The 16,094-nt window shown below is 42.9% G+C and carries 8 protein-coding genes; all 8 read right to left on the bottom strand.

What is annotated here, in order from left to right; all coding sequences use genetic code 11:
* Window positions 1-780 precede the first annotated feature (780 nt).
* Window positions 781-2,769: a glycoside hydrolase family 97 protein gene (locus tag KTR07_RS20685; RefSeq protein ID WP_117860594.1), complete on the bottom strand. Its 1,989-nt coding sequence runs from the start codon at window positions 2,767-2,769 to the stop codon at window positions 781-783.
* A 32-nt stretch (window positions 2,770-2,801) separates the two neighbouring features.
* The gene (gene bglX, locus KTR07_RS20680) at window positions 2,802-5,081 is read right to left on the bottom strand and encodes a beta-glucosidase BglX (protein ID WP_055229694.1); all 2,280 of its coding nucleotides are present in this window, start codon (window positions 5,079-5,081) and stop codon (window positions 2,802-2,804) included.
* A 193-nt stretch (window positions 5,082-5,274) separates the two neighbouring features.
* On the bottom strand, window positions 5,275-6,258 hold the full coding sequence (locus tag KTR07_RS20675; protein ID WP_016269673.1) for a glycoside hydrolase family 43 protein: 984 nt from the start codon (window positions 6,256-6,258) through the stop codon (window positions 5,275-5,277).
* A 58-nt stretch (window positions 6,259-6,316) separates the two neighbouring features.
* Entirely contained in the window at window positions 6,317-8,275 is a 1,959-nt protein-coding gene (locus KTR07_RS20670) for a RagB/SusD family nutrient uptake outer membrane protein (protein WP_217315495.1), read from the bottom strand.
* A gap of 11 nt (window positions 8,276-8,286) precedes the next feature.
* On the bottom strand, window positions 8,287-11,646 hold the full coding sequence (locus KTR07_RS20665) for a TonB-dependent receptor (RefSeq protein ID WP_196045169.1): 3,360 nt from the start codon (window positions 11,644-11,646) through the stop codon (window positions 8,287-8,289).
* Between the two features lie 271 nt (window positions 11,647-11,917).
* A complete protein-coding gene (locus KTR07_RS20660) occupies window positions 11,918-12,931 on the bottom strand; it encodes a FecR family protein (RefSeq protein ID WP_217315494.1) in 1,014 nt (337 codons plus the stop codon).
* A gap of 70 nt (window positions 12,932-13,001) precedes the next feature.
* Window positions 13,002-13,592, bottom strand: a complete 591-nt coding sequence (locus KTR07_RS20655; protein WP_130042076.1) for an RNA polymerase sigma-70 factor — start codon at window positions 13,590-13,592, stop codon at window positions 13,002-13,004.
* 127 nt (window positions 13,593-13,719) lie between these two features.
* Window positions 13,720-15,912 carry a GH92 family glycosyl hydrolase gene (locus KTR07_RS20650; protein ID WP_193759474.1) on the bottom strand — a complete coding sequence of 731 codons (2,193 nt, stop codon included), beginning with the start codon at window positions 15,910-15,912 and terminating at the stop codon, window positions 13,720-13,722.
* Window positions 15,913-16,094: the final 182 nt, after the last annotated feature.

Below are 16,094 nucleotides of genomic sequence, written 5' to 3'. Positions count from 1 at the left end.
TCAACACATAGCAGCTATTAGAGATAAACAAGTCAACCATTATTAGGGAAGTACAGAGCTTTTTAGTTTCTCCCGCTTGAAACTTTTGTTTCTCCTGCTTGGAACTAAAGTTTCATCGGCTTGAAACTTTAGTTTCAAAGCCGTGAAACCAAAGTTCCGGACGCTTGAAAACAGTGGTTCCAGCCGATGGAATGAATGAAACAAGGCAGGAAACTGATCCCTTACTTATATGATTCAATTAACTTGACCGCACCAACTGTTCGATTAACCTGCTCTTCCAAGAAACAATAAATCACTTATCACTCAAAAACAGCTGAGTTATCAACTATTAAAGGATGATTTATCAATTATTAATGTCTGAAATATCAATCGTTAAGAATTGACACCTCAGACATTAACACACTGTAAATCAAATGACAACATCAAACAAATGACAGATAATGATACATGGAAGAGTGAGAGCAAACACTTGCTCTCATACCTGCTACCACAATTGCTGCCATACCTGAAACTACGATGAATAAAGGCATACAGACAATCTGTTAGGGCATGAGAGCAAAAACGCATTCAAATTACGTGGGGAGCCTGATTATCTCTAGGAGAATAATATGCTAGACCAAGAATCAGTTTACAACACAAAAAGTGACGGCAAAAAGCGTAAAACTCTTGCCGTCACTTAGCCATCAGCATTTGCCGTCACCGCTATTGGTCTATATATTAATACTTTATTCTAAAAAGTGACGGGTGACGATAAAAAACATAGTTTCAACTCTAAAATAATTATTTTATCTTAAGGGCAAAACCTCCTCCCGGTGCCAGATGAACTTTCAGTTTACCGTCCTTCTTTATCGGGAAGGACTCACACTTATAATCACGACCTGCCCGATGAGCATTCACACCATCTTTAAACAAAGTAGCATGATAAGATTTATCACCCAGGAAAGAACAATCGACTTCAATATCACGTGCACTCCAATCTGTAATTCCACCTACATACCAGACATCCCCTTTCCGGCGTGCTGTCACAATATACTCTCCCATTTTACCGTCAAGAACGATACTTTCATCCCATACAGTTGGTATTTCTGCGATAAATGCCGTTGATTCCGGTTCGCGCATATAGTTGCTCGGAGTATCGCACAACATATTAAAAGGAGATTCAAACACCACGTACAAGGCTAGTTGGCGGCAACGGGTTCCCTGACTCATCGGTTCTGAATAACAAGGATAATAGTTACCCTTGGAAGCATTCCTCATCGCCCCCTGCGTATAATCCATCGGACCGGAAACCTGACGGATGAAAGGAATCATCACATCATACTTCACCTGATCTACTGACGGTGAACTCCATTTCATCTGCTCCAACCCATTGACTCCTTCGAAATTCAACACATTCGGATAAGTACGGTTCAATCCGGCAGGCTTATGAGTGCCGTGAAGGTCGAGAATCAGCTTGTATTTAGCACACATTTCAGCGGCACGATAGTTGAATGCAGTCATTTCCTGATCGTCACGGTCCATAAAGTCCACTTTGAAACCCTTTACTCCCATTTCGGCATAATGACGGCACACATTTTCCATATCACGCTCGAATGCATGATAACCGGCCCAAAGGATGATACCTACATTTTTAGAAGCTGCGTAATCTACCAGTTCTTTCAGGTCAATCTCCTTGACAACCTGCATCAAATCCGCCTGTAAGTTCACTGCCCATCCCTCGTCAAGTATCACATACTCGATACCGTTTGCAGAAGCAAAGTCTATATATGCCTTATAAGTCGGATTATTTACTCCGGTCACAAAATCAACGCCATCCAGATTCCAGTCATTCCACCAGTCCCAAGCAACCTTTCCCGGTTTAATCCATGAAATATCGGACATACGTGAAGGCGCACCTAACAGGTAGCTGAGATTGGTAGCGGCAAGGTCCTTATCGGTGGTAGTAACCACGGCTATACGCCAGGGGAAGTTTCTCGGCTTATCCACTTTGGCAATATAGTCTTCATGCTCCTTCACCAACATCTGAAGCTGGTTGTGACCACCCTGTACCGTACGCTTCGGATAAGGAGCATGCATACTGCTCAGACGATTCGCGCCTTCCGAAGCAGAAAGATAAAGTCCCGGATAATTTTCCAGATCGGACTCTGTGATACAGACTTTCACTCCATCGCCCGCATCTACTACCAACGGCAAGAACATCAAGCGCTGTTTATTCAGCTTCGACAGTTTGTCCGTTGTATACGTATTCTCGAAAGAATTAAAAAACTGGGAGTTATAATCACCGTCTTTACCGCTTTTTACATAAGGCACGGAGGCAGTCATATCCGATGGAAAACAATAATCAGATACTTCCGTCACCACATGAAAAGGCTTCTTCCCCTGATTCACAAAACGGTAGGCGATACCGTCATTGTATGCACGAAACTCTACATTCCAGTCTTTTTTGAAACGCAAGGTCAGTCCATTATAATGATTTCTCAATTCGCTGGCACGGTAGAAAGGAGATGGTATCATCTCGTCCACACTCTTCCTGGAAGTTCCGGATAATTTCGCATTTTCTCCCCAGACAGTCCCGTTATCCAACGTCATTGATATGGGAGAAGGAGTCAGAATCTGCCTGCCGTTGCATGTAATGTCATAAGTCAGCCGGTCGCCAATGGTTATTGTCGTTTTCAGATTTCCATCAGGTGAGGCTAGTGTAAATTGCTTCTGAGCTTGCAACGAAAGCGTACACAAGACACATAATAATAAAAATGTAAGTTTTTTCATGGTTGTAACTAATATATTAGATTTCAAAATAATTATTCCGCAATAAAGCGCTTTGTCTGTACATCACGACTGTTCGTACCTATCATCACGTCAAACTCTCCCGGTTCGTAGATATATTGCAGCCCGGAATTATAAAATTTCAGGTCATCTTCCGTAAGTACAAACTTCACTTCACGGCTTTCTCCTTTTTTCAGGAAGATACGATCGAAGCCTTTCAGCTCTTTCACCGGACGCGCTACTTCCGCATAGATATCACGCAAATAGATTTGTACCGTTTCATAGCCGTCATGGTTCCCTTTGTTGGTGACGGTAACGGAAGCTGTCAGGTTTCCATTTTTCGGCAAGGTTTCCGAACTGAGCTGCAGGTCGCCATATACAAAGTCGGTATAACTCAAACCGTATCCGAAAGGATAAAGAGGTTCGTTACCCTCATCCAGATAGTTGCTGGCATACCGGTTGAAAACACGGTTGTCCGGGTCCGGACGTCCGGTGTTCAAATGATTGTAGAACAAAGGAAGTTGCCCTACCGAACGAGGGAAGGTAGTAGTCAGCTTGCCGCACGGGACGGCTTTGCCAAACAGAACATCGGCAACGGCATCCCCTGTCTCACTACCTCCGAACCATACATTCAGAATAGAAGGAATGTGTTCGCTTTCCCAGTTCAAGATCAAAGGACGACCGGTGAACAGGAGCAGTACCACAGGCTTACCTGTTTTCACCAATGCTTTCAATAAGTCCTGCTGAGCGTCAGGGATTTCCAGATTAGTACGGGAAGGAGATTCACCACTCATTTCCGCACATTCACCCACAGCAGCCACAATCACATCGGCACGGGCAGCCGTACGCAATGCCTCGGCCAGCAGTTGCTGATCATTACCACGTTCCAACGGACGGATGCCGACAGCTCCTTTTTCCATTTCCGCATCATAATATACATTGCTGCCTTTGGCATAAAGTATTTCAGCCTTGTCTCCTACTGCCGACCGGATTCCTTCGAGTAATGTACCATGTCTGGACGGAGTACAGGTCATGCTCCACATTCCGCACATATTATTGCGTGCATCTGCCATCGGACCTATTAATGCAATTTTCCCTTTTTCCTCCAACGGAAGCAGGTGATTCTCATTTTTCAGTAGAACAAACGTCTCTGCCGCAACCTCGCGTGCAACTGCACGGTGCTCAGGTGTATAAAGTTCTTTTTCCGCACGTAACGTATCGCAATATTTATATGGATCGGCAAACAAGCCCAGTTTATACTTAGCCTCCAGCACACGACGGCAAGCTGCATCAATCTGTGCTTCGGTGACTTTCCCCTCTTTCAGCGATTCTTCCAACGTATTGAGAAAGCCGCAGGAAACCATGTCCATATCCGTCCCCGCCTGCAAAGCACGGACAGAGGCTTCCTTCAAAGGAGCCACACCATGAATGGACATTTCAGCAATGGAATTGTAGTCTGTGACCAAAAGTCCCTGAAATCCCCATTCGTCACGAAGCACGTCTGTCAACAGCCATTTATTTGCCGTAGCCGGTATGCCGTCTACTATATTAAAAGAACTCATCACACTACCGACACCAGCCTCAACCGCCGCCCGATAAGGAGCAAAATATTCGTTATACATACGCAGATGGCTCATGTCGACTGTATTATAATCCTTACCGGCTTCTGATGCTCCATAGAGGGCGAAATGTTTTACACAAGAAAGGATTTCATCTTTTCCCTGCATACTGTCACCTTGATAACCGTGCACATAGGCCTTTGCCAACAGTGAACCCAGATAAGGGTCCTCACCGCTTCCTTCGGCAATACGTCCCCAACGGGCATCCCGGCAGATATCTACCATCGGGCTGAATGTCCAGCAAATGCCATCCGCACTGGCTTCAATGGCAGAAATCCGCGCCATCCGCTGAATAGCCAACGTATCCCAACTGCATGAGAGGGCCAACGGTATCGGGAAAATCGTTTCATAACCATGTATGACGTCCGCCCCGACTATCAAGGGAATTTTCAATCGGGTTTCTTCCACTGCCAGCCGTTGCAGGTCATAGATTTTTTTGATTCCTTTTACATTGAAAAAGCCACCGATCTCTTCTTTGCGAATCATATCACTAAGCTCACTATTCATCACCGAGCCTGTCACCAAGTCGCCACCGGAAGGAAGGTTCAACTGTCCCAGCTTCTCACGGATCGTCATTTTACCCATCAGGTCTGTGACAAAGCGATCCATCTCTACCTCTTTTCCCCCACCAGACTCCGAACAGGAAAAGAATATAATGCCACAAATGGCACCAAACACCAGATTTCTTATTTTCATAAGCTCTTCAAATTATTTATTTACTTTTCTGACTTTACCTTCTATACAATAACGGCAACATCGGTCAACAGAATCTATTTCGCCAAAGTTAACACTTCCTTCTAAATAATGAGACATATACCCGCAAAATAGATTATTTATTTCTGTCAACTGAATCTATATACAATAGACGGTTCAGAAAGAAAAAGCCACATTAATTCAGAGCTACAAATTTTCCATCCTTAATATAAATAGGTGTTATCACCGGATGTTCCGTCTGCGAATTCGGTGCATGATAAGAAATCATCAGCCTGCCTTTAAGATCCTTGAATACCATCGCGTGTCCGCCATCGTCACTATTTAACGTTTCGGGCTCCTGCACCCAAGGACCAAGCACATCACCTGATGCCGAGACAGCCTGCCCGATGGCATATTTTCCATCTGTCTTTCGGAAACTGGACCATAGCATAATCAGTTTTCCATCATCCAGACGATAGATAAAAGGAGCATCCGTAACATTGCCTGTCACCCCGGAACTTGTAATAGAGCCTACCCAGGGAGCTTCCGAAGCCTTGAACAACAGATACGGATCACCTTCTGTCGTTTTCAGATCTTTCGCCAGCCGTTGGGCATAAATTTCACCGTCGATGGCCTCCAGCCACTCACGACAGAACAACAGCCAGGGATTTCCTTCTTTGTCAATATACAAAGATCCATCCAGACACATCCAGCCGGAAGGAGTAATCGCCTTGTTTACAAGTGGAGTGAAAGGGCCTTTCGGACTATCGGAAACTAGAATAGAAGTTCCCCGCTTCACTCCCGCATTACTGAAAGTAGCAAATAAATAATAACGTCCTTCATATTCATACACATCCGGTGCCCAAAAATCCTGTTGCCCCCAGAAATCAGTTTTAGCTATAAAAGAATATCCTTCGTCTTTCCACGTGGACAGGTCTTTACTTTTATAAACTCTGATTTTCAAGTTATTATTGAAATGAAGATAATACATCGAAGTTTTCTTGTCGACCAGAATAAACGGGTCCCGCAAACGCAAACTCGATACAGGAATCGTGAAACTTTCTCCCCCTACTTCATCCGGATCGGTGGAGGAAGTCTGTCCATCATCATTACTACAACTGACAATACACGCTCCCATCAATAACAAGAGCGAAAGAATAGAATGCTTTAACTTTTTCATATATCAATGATTATTTAATAAAATACCTATTGAAAACTGATAAATAAATTGTTCAAGATCAATAATGAGGATTCTGCTCGATATGAGAATTTTCAATAATAACCGAAGTAGGAATCGGGAACAAAAGATTCTTCTCTGAGAAATTAGTACTATACTTCTTACCGGTTTCTACATATTTCCCCATCCGGATCAAATCTTCCCTGCGCTTTCCTTCATACCAGAACTCCCAGCCTCTTTCTTTCAGAATCCAGTCTCTCAACGACTCCTTATCCGGGAAATCGGATAATTGCTTTATGATAGCGTCTCCACCATCAGCAGCCTGTTCCATTGCTGTAAACTCGATTTCATCAATCCAAAGTTCATATCCGCTTCCGGAATTTCCCAAAGCAAGGAACAGAGCACAATTTTGATCTTCCGTAGCTTTACCTGTCTGTGTGGAGAATTCCTTTACTTCGCCTGCTTTCAAAGAGATGGATTCCATGTGGCTCAATGGTCCTTCAACGCGTATTTCAAACTGAATGTCTTTCGAGGCTTTCAGCTTCATCTTTATTGAATACTTACGCCCTTTTGCAACCAAAGGTTCTGTTCGCATCTGCAAAGTCCAGAATTCTGTACCCGAAGATTCAACTTCCACATGTAAGCTGTTTCCGTTATTCAACGTGTTGTTTTTATCCACATCATACTTCCAGGCAGATCCACCGGCCTGATCGTAGTTATTCATCGAGAATATCCCTATAACATTGTCAACAAACTCTCCGTCAAAGCTCTCTTTAAAAACGGGTATTGCAGGCAGCGAGGTGCCAAAGCCAAAAGCACGTTTCCGGATATCATTAATCAGATCGACACTCCCTTGATTAGGACCATTCAGTTCATTCAATGCTTCCGCCTTAAATAACAACACTTCTGCATATCGGTCGAGTACCTTGTCATTGCCTGCCCATGTGCCTGTAGCTTCAGGATCAATCCCATATTTCAAAGGCAAAGCACCTACATCACCACTGGCTCTCAAATCAACTGTAGCACCGGACTTTGATGTATATTCGGCCTGTGCCAAAGCTCTTCGTCGGTCATTTTCATCAAACGTATCATAGAATTCCCACGGCATCCGGTGTCCGGACCATCCTTCTACGATGTTTCCATAAGGTGAAGCGTAGTCACCCGGCAAAATATTTGCATATGTATGATTACCATAATCTGCCAGTGGTTCAGCTCTCACAACAAACATCAGTTCTTTATTACCTTCGTTCTGATCTGAAAATATACTTGCATAATCCTTCTCCAGTTCATAGTAATTCAGACCGATAATCTCATTTGCCGTTTCGAGAGCATTCTGCCACTGCTTTTCATGCATATAATATTTCAGTAAATAATGCAGGGCAGCTCCCTTTGTGATACGTCCGTATTCAGCTTGTTCTACCGGAAGTGCGTCGGCAGCAGCACGTAGTTCTGTCGTCAGGAAAGTTCCGACTTCTTCAGACGTAGGTCTGTAAGGTTTATAATCCGGGTCCGGATTGATTGCCTGGTCGGCTTCCAGAATCATTGGCATAGGACCATAAAGCCGATATAAATCGAACATGAAAAAGGCTCTGAGCGCCCGGACCTCCGCAATATACAAGTCTTTCACCGACTGAGCTACCGGAGACTCTTCCATCTTCGCTATCGTATAAGTGCAACGGGTGATATTAGGGGCAGTCCAGTTATAGAATCCTTTCACCATCTGGTCAGCATCCGTCCACGAACCATTCAGAAAAGCAACCCATGACCACTTGGTAGTCCATTCTTCGGTTGAAACTTCATCCATTACAAAAGAACTTCCATCACAAAACAAATAAGGTCCCCAGCCTTTTTGGCGTAATTCATAATAAAGGGCAACCGTTGCAGCCGAAAGGTCTGCAGGAGTATTAAACGCATTTCCAGTATCTACAACTCCATACAAGTGAGGTTCCAAGCTCCCCTCACAGGCTACAAACTGAATGCTTATAAATAGTAATAATAGTTTTTTAGCTAATTTCTTCATGACATTCCAGTTTAAAATTTCACATCAAGTCCAAATGAAAAAGTCTTCTGTTGAGGATATGACGCCCGGTCGTTTTCAACTTCCGGATCGAGTCCTTTATATCCGGTAAACGTCAGCAGATTCTGACCGGAAAAGTAAAATCTTACTTTCAACTTATCAGCTTTAAACAGTCTGCTCAAATCATATCCCAACGTTACGTTCTTCAGACGTAAATATGTATTCTTCTCCCAATTCGGAGCACCGTAGCTATCATAGCTGTTCACTTCGCCACTAGGCATAGCGGAACTCATGTTATCGGAAGTCCAACGATTTTTTATATCCGCCAGAAAGTTATTATTGTCTTTCAGCCTCTGGATGCCGTTTCCACCATACACTCCGTGTTCTACCTGAGTGTAAGGATAGGAATATCCGCCAACCGAAGCATAAAGATAAATATTCAGATCAAATCCTTTGTACCGGAAATCATTCGAGAATCCCATAGTAAACTTCGGTGCACGTGTCCCCAGATATACGACATCTGCCTGGTCTATTTTCCCATCAGGCTTTCCTGTCAGATTCCCTTCCTCGTCGAGTCCGTTCACATCTTTATATTTGCGCTGTCCCGGTAACAAATCCGGCATAGCCGGCGTATCTTCACCGGCCTGCTTTATACCGTCCGGAATCAGCGTATAGATAGCACTTACCGGATCGTCTTCTTTGACATAAGGAGCCAGGATTACTTTCGGATCACGTTCTTTCCATCTGTCACGATAGGAAGTATATGTCAATGTCGATTCCCAATGTAACGGTCCTTCCAGATTCACTGTATTCAGCGTCAGTTCAAAACCGGTACTTTTTGTTTTTCCAATGTTGGACCATATACCGGTAGTGACAGCTGTATGCGGCAACGAACGCCAGCTCAGCAGGTCTTTTACCTCTTTAAAGAAAACATCTACACTACCATTGATACGATTCCGGAAGAAACCGAAATCCAGTCCGAAGTTAACTTCTGTAGTGGTTTCCCACTTTAAATCAGGATTACCGAACTTTCCCAGATTTACTCCTCTCTTTTCTGTATCTCCCAGATAATAATTTCTGCCGTCAAAGGCAAAGTACTCGGAAGCAGCATCGTTAGGCAGATTTTCATTACCCACTTGTCCCATGCTGACACGCAACTTGGCATCGGAGAGCCAGTTGACATCTTTCAGAAAATCTTCCTGATTCATTCTCCACGCAAATGCTCCCGAAGGAAAGAAAGCATAACGGTTGTTCTTTCCAAAACGGTCGCTACCATCGATACGGGCAGTAAAAGTAAACAGATACTTGTCTTTGAAAGAGTATTGGGCACGACCAAAATAAGAAGCCAACACGTGTTTATTTTTATAAGAACTGACCACCGGACGCGTTTCACCTGCCTGTAGTTTATAATACATCAACGCATCAGACATAAATCCCATAGCACGTGCATACGCTCCGTCATCATTCTGCACCTGATACGAATATCCCAGTAATGCAAGAAGTTTATGTCTCTCCTTGAAAGTCTTCTGAAAATTAAAAACCATATCTGCCACATAGTCTTCACGGTTGGCGGAATTGATATTCGCATCTCCATTCACACTACTTCCATATTTCGTAGTCATCGGATAGTAGCTATGGCGGGACCCGTCGCGGATATCCGCACCGGCAGACAGTTTCAACCAGAACACATCTTTTATAAAATAGAAATTAGTGAATGCTGTTGCCAGAAAACGCTTGGTCTTTGTCTCATCCTCAATGTCGAGATAGGACAAAGGATGATTGAGCAATGCCTGCTTAGGATCTTCCATCCATTTGCCGGTCGTCGGGTCTCGTTCCGCCTTCACTGTCGGACTATAACTTAACGCCGATTCAATAATACCTGCCGTACTGTCATATCCTCCCCCCAGTGTCGCATTCTGATCGACTACATAAGAGGCTGTGGCAGAAATACCATAATCCCACCATTTCGTTATTTTATGGTCCAGATTATAACGGAAGCTATAGCGTTTATAACCGGATGTTTTCACCACTCCTTTCTGATCGAAGTAGTTCAGCGAAATCAATGATCTCATCTTTTCATTACCATAAGTCACTGTGAGGTTATGTTGCTGGATAAGACCTGTACGGGTAATCATATCATACCAGTTGGTCCCTTTTCCGGCTTTTGTTATTTCTTCATCTGTGTACATAGGTACATAAGGGCTGACAGCACTCGGATCTGTATTCCCATAAGGATATACCAGATTCTGCATTAAATACTGTTCTTTATAGTAACTGTTCTGAGTAGTCATTAACTCTCCGGCCGTCAATAATTCCGGTCGTTTATTTATAGTCTGAAATGACATATTCATGTTATACTCTACTTTCGTATCCTGAGTACCTCTTTTTGTCGTAATCAGAACAACTCCATTAGCACCCCGCGCACCATAAATGGCAGTTGCCGAAGCGTCTTTCAAAATCTCTATGGATTCGATATCGTTAGGGTTAATACTGCTCAAAGGACTGTTACTTCCTGCCGTCCACTGATTACCGCTTCCGGGATTGACACCGGCGTTCACTATGGGGAAACCATCGACCACATACAGCGGATCATTCCCCGCACCGGTAGAAGCCGCACCCCGAATCAGAACTTCAATACCACCACCGGGCTGTGCACTCCCCTGTTTTACAGTAAGTCCTGCCGCACGCCCCATCAACATTTCAGAGAAGTTCGGTGAAGCTGCTTTATTGAGTTTCTCAGACTTTACAGAAACAATCGAAGCATTCAAGTCACTTTTCTTCATTGTACCGTATCCCACTACCACAACTTCATCCAGCAATTCTTGCTTTTCATACAAAACGATGGATAAATCTGTCTGATTTCCAACTTTCACTTCCAGAGGCTGATAACCGATGTAAGATAGTTCCAATACCGCTCCCGACGATACTTCCAACGTAAACTTCGCATTTATATCCGATACCGTTCCGTTAGTTGTCCCTTTTTCTTTGATGGTAACACCGATAATAGGCTCGCCGTTAACATCGTTTACCACACCTGTGATCTTACGTTTTTTACCATCCTTTGAAGTTTTCTGCCTGGCTTGTCCTTTCTGAACAATTACATTCTTCCCCTTTACTTCATAGACAACGTCTTGTCCGTACAATATCTGATCGATAGCCTCATTCAGCTCTTTCGCCTTTACAGTTATAATCTTCTTTGTATCCAGATCTCCGACTTTATAAACGAAAGAATATCCGCTTTTATTCTTCAACTGGGTCATTGCTTCTTTCACTGAAACGTTATCCATTTTCAATGAAACAGCCTGGGCTAGTATTGCTATGTTAAGGCAAAACAGAGCCATGACCATTAATATGGCCTTCTTCCTGTAATTCATAAAATAAACAAATTATTAATTAAAACTTGAATAACTCGTTTTAAAAGAGATGTATTTTGCTAACTTTGCATATTCTCTTTTGAAAACATATTCACACTAGATGATTGTTGAAAGAAGAGATTCAAGGAGCCGGGAGATGTCCGAAATCTTCCGGTTTTTTATTTGTCTCTCCTTATTTGTCAGCTAAAGATTATTCTGTATTTTTCTCTTTATTCATACTTTTCAATTTTTAAGGTTAAACAATCATAGCATTATAATCTCTGGTAACCGGTTAGTAGATAGTTATATTGCGTTCTTCAATCTTATATTGCATTTTTTCCGTAGAAGCCAGTGCTTCCAGTACTTCCTGGATATTTTGTTCGCGACGAACGAAGTTGCCATAGAAGCGGAATGTTTTTAAGGAATCATTGGCTATGTGAATCTTCACATTATAGCTGCGTTCCAGTTCTTTGGCGATATCCGACAAGAGTTCTTCATCAAAAAACAAGTAACCGTCCGTCCACTGAGACGCATTGGATGCGGTAACCGACTCTACAGTCAAAAACCCGTTCGCCTTATTTAATACAGCCCTTTCATCAGGTGAAAGGACAGCTTCTTTTTCTTCTCTCAACAAGTTGTTCAATCCGACCTTACCTTCCAATAAAGAAACGACCACTTCATGATCTTCCGGATAGTCACGGAAATTGAATTTTGTTCCTAACACCTGTAATTGCAAATCTTTAGTCTTTACGAAAAAGGGAATCTTCTCATTCCGCTTTACCTCGAAATATCCTTCCCCTTCCAGTTCTACTTTTCGGTTATCGACACCAAACCCCTGCGAGTATGTCATGCGTGAACCGGCATTAAGCCAGACCAATGTGCCATCCGGCAAATAAAGTTTTGTTTTTGATCCTAAAGGGGCTTCTACTGAAATATCTGCAAAAGTATCTTTCACATTCACCTCTCCCTGCCAATAAGAAATACATCCCACCGCTATTATGATTGCAACAACCGCAGCATAACGCCACAACGCTGACAGGCTAAAACCTCGACGGGAAGTGCTCTGAATTTCCTTCTGACTTTCGACACGGTTTCTAAAATTCTCAAACGCTTTATCCTTATCATAGACAGATGCGGCTTCACGACTTACAGCTGAAAACCAGATCTCCCGCTGACGGATAAAATATTGCTGATTTTCAGCCGATGCGGCAATCCATGTTTTCAGTTCATCTAAAGCGTTCTTATCCAGACCTTCAGTCAGATAGTTGGCAATCAGTTCATCAATATGTTTATTTTCTTCTTCCATATTTATGCTTTCTATAAAGGAGACAGTTGTTTTTTAATTAAGGGTAGTCAGAAAATGATTTTTTTTCGCTTTACCTGAAAAAAAATAGTAATAGAGAAATCAGGTACTTACTCAAATGAGCGTGTAAAGAAGCTAAAGCATTCTTTATATGATACTTAACTGTATTAATAGATATTCCCAGTTCACCGGAAATTTCTTCGTATGATTTTCCTTCAAAGCGACTTTTAGCAAAAACCCGACGGCATTCGTCCGGCAATTTATCGATAGACTTATATATTTCGTTTTCAAGTTCACGTTCCAGTAAAATACCTAACGGATGCGAATCGGACAGTATGATTTTATCATCCGTTATCTCATCGGGCATAAGAGCAGAAAATGCTATTTCTCTCTTTTCACGTTCCGAATTAAGATAGTTAATGCAACGATTACGGACAGCTCTCAGCAGGTAACTACGGATAGAGACTGAAATATCCAAAGTCTCACGTATCTCCCATAAATGAAAGATAGTATCTCCTACAATGGTTTCGGAAAGGAACTGATCTTTTAGATAACCATTGGCAACATAACAGAGCAGGGCATAGTGATGATCATATATGTAACGATAAGCATTTTCATTGCCTATCTTCAGTTGTTCCACTATTAAAGTTTCAGTATTCTCCATGAATGTACCAGTCAGATTAATAGCACAAATTTAGAGAATTATTCGAATTTAAAGCATATAAAGCCAAAAATCCCTCCAAAGAAAAAAAACTTTGGAGGGATCTTCTTTATACTACTCTGTATACAGTCTATTTCATCTTATATACGAGTGTACCACCTTTCAGAATATCTTCATGAGAAATCGTATTCTTTGTATAAGGTTCGCCATTCAGCATGATACTATCCACATATTTATGTTCCTTCGATAAGTTTTCAGCGATCACAGTAAAGGTCTTTCCATCAGCCAGATGTAGCACAATCTTCGGTAACTGAGGAGCTCCGAATACATAATCACCGCTTACCGGATCTACCGGATAGAAACCCATTGCACTGAACATATACCATGCGGACATCTGACCACAGTCATCATTACCACAAAGTCCGTCAGGCTTGTTCTTATATTGAGTATCAAAGATTTCACGGATTAGTTCCTGTGTACGTTCCGGACGCCCTGCCAAAGCATATAAATAAGTAACATGATGACTGGGCTCATTACCATGTGCATACTGTCCGATCAAACCTGTCACATCAGCCTGGGTTGTTTCCAGTTTCACTGTAAACAGGGAATCCAGCTTGTTCAGGAAAGGTTCTTCTCCACCGAAGAGAGCAATCAAACCGGGAACATCGTGTTGCACATGCCAGGTATATTGCCATGCATTTCCTTCCGTATAGTCACCGCCTGTACTTTCCGCATGTCCTACATCACTAGGATTAAACGGAGATTTCCAGGTTCCGTCAGCTTTACGCGGACGCATAAAATTCGTCTGTGAATCGAATAAGTTCTTATAATAATCTGCACGTTTCGCAAAGTAAGCAGCATCTTCTTCTTTTCCCATACGACGGGCCATGTCAGCTGCCGCATAATCGTCATATACCGATTCCAGAGTTGAAGAGACGGATTCCGCTTTTGTCAGGTCGGTCGGGAAATATCCGTATTTCGTATACACTTCCCAGTCGGACTTCAACGGATGAGATACAGTCTGTGTCTTCTTCACCATATTGAAAGCACGTTCCGCATCAAAACCACGGAAACCTTTTCGGTAGGCTTCAGCAATAACAGATACACCATGATTGCCGATCATACAGAAATTTTCTTTTCCCCACAATGCCCAAATAGGCAGGAAGCCTTGTACTTCACCTTGTTCTATCAATGAATTAACAAAACCATCCACACGTTCGGGAACCATTAATGTATAGAATGGATGAGCGGCACGATAAGTATCCCATAAAGAGAAGGTTGAATAGAATGTTCCTGTTCCGGCCTTCACAATCGAATCGGCAGCATTACGATACATACCGTCTACGTCTGAAATCTGGTTAGGCTGAATCAGTGCGTGATAAAAACAAGTATAGAAATTCGTCTTTTCATCATCCGTACCCTCTACGTCAATGCGACTCAGATAGCTGTTCCATTCGTCATGGGCAGCCAGCTTCACACCGTCAAAGTTCCAGTCTGGTATTTCAGCCTGCAAGTTCTTCTTTGCTCCCTCTACGCTGGTAGTCGAAAGGGCCACCTTCATCATCAGTTCATCTCCCGGCTTCAAGTCGAAAGTAGCAATGATTCGCTTTCCTTTCTCAGTTTCTCCCATCGGAAGGTAAAGCGAATCTATTACCGGACGATTAAACTTCATCACAAAGAAGTAGTCCTGATCAACCCAGACCGTGTTATTCACGTGTCCGGTCAGCGTCTGAGCATCTTCCCAGTTCACTTCGCAACTATTCACTTGTGAATGATATTGTTCTTCTCTCCAGGCAGGTCCGTGCTGCAAGTCAATCAGCAGAGAAGCTGAATCCGCTTTATGATATGTATAACGATGAAGAGCTGCATGGATAGAAGCAGTCAGTTCCGCCTTTACCTGCGGATCGGATAATTCGACTGTATAATATCCCGGAGTAGCAGCTTCCTTGTCTTTCGGGAAATGGCTGCGATAAGCATCCCATGCACGGGCACGGGTACCGGTAACCGGCATCACCAGAATATCCCCCAAATCCATACATCCGGTTCCGTTCAGATGAGTCTGAGTGAAGCCCCAGATCAGAGAGTCCTGATAAGTATATTCCGAACAATATCTCCAACCTACTGCACCCGTCACCGGACTGGTCTGTATCATTCCGAAAGGATAGCAAGCTCCGGGGAATGTATGCCCATTGTCAGCAGCACCAATAAAGGTATTCACATACTGAGTGTAATCTTTCGTTTCCGCTTGCTCCGTCGGAGAACAGGAAGTGTACATAAACAGTCCCGCCAAAGCAACGGCCATCACAGGGGATTTTCTTTTCATGATAATCATAATGTTAAGTTAATGCTACAAATTTAGAGAATAATTCTCAATGCTACACTAAAATACAATAGAAAAATGGTCCCCAAGTCCGATCATTCAAAATTTATATCTACCCTGTTCCGGGCAGCATTCTAAAAGCAAATAAACCTGATTCATTGTGACAAAACAAAAATTCGCACGAC

The organism is Bacteroides sp. MSK.20.82, assembly GCF_019052485.1.
Taxonomy (GTDB): Bacteria; Bacteroidota; Bacteroidia; order Bacteroidales; family Bacteroidaceae; genus Bacteroides; species Bacteroides thetaiotaomicron.
The sequence above is the reverse complement of the archived record's forward strand: the minus strand, read 5'-3'. Positions and strand labels throughout refer to the sequence as shown.

Bases quoted from the DNA above. Each gene is read 5' to 3' on its own strand.
- KTR07_RS20685 (WP_117860594.1), bottom strand. From the start codon at position 2,769: ATGAAAAAACTTACATTTTTATTATTATGTGTCTTGTGTACGCTTTCG.
- bglX (WP_055229694.1), bottom strand. From the start codon at position 5,081: ATGAAAATAAGAAATCTGGTGTTTGGTGCCATTTGTGGCATTATATTC.
- KTR07_RS20675 (WP_016269673.1), bottom strand. From the start codon at position 6,258: ATGAAAAAGTTAAAGCATTCTATTCTTTCGCTCTTGTTATTGATGGGA.
- KTR07_RS20670 (WP_217315495.1), bottom strand. From the start codon at position 8,275: ATGAAGAAATTAGCTAAAAAACTATTATTACTATTTATAAGCATTCAG.
- KTR07_RS20665 (WP_196045169.1), bottom strand. From the start codon at position 11,646: ATGAATTACAGGAAGAAGGCCATATTAATGGTCATGGCTCTGTTTTGC.
- KTR07_RS20660 (WP_217315494.1), bottom strand. From the start codon at position 12,931: ATGGAAGAAGAAAATAAACATATTGATGAACTGATTGCCAACTATCTG.
- KTR07_RS20655 (WP_130042076.1), bottom strand. From the start codon at position 13,592: ATGGAGAATACTGAAACTTTAATAGTGGAACAACTGAAGATAGGCAAT.
- KTR07_RS20650 (WP_193759474.1), bottom strand. From the start codon at position 15,912: ATGAAAAGAAAATCCCCTGTGATGGCCGTTGCTTTGGCGGGACTGTTT.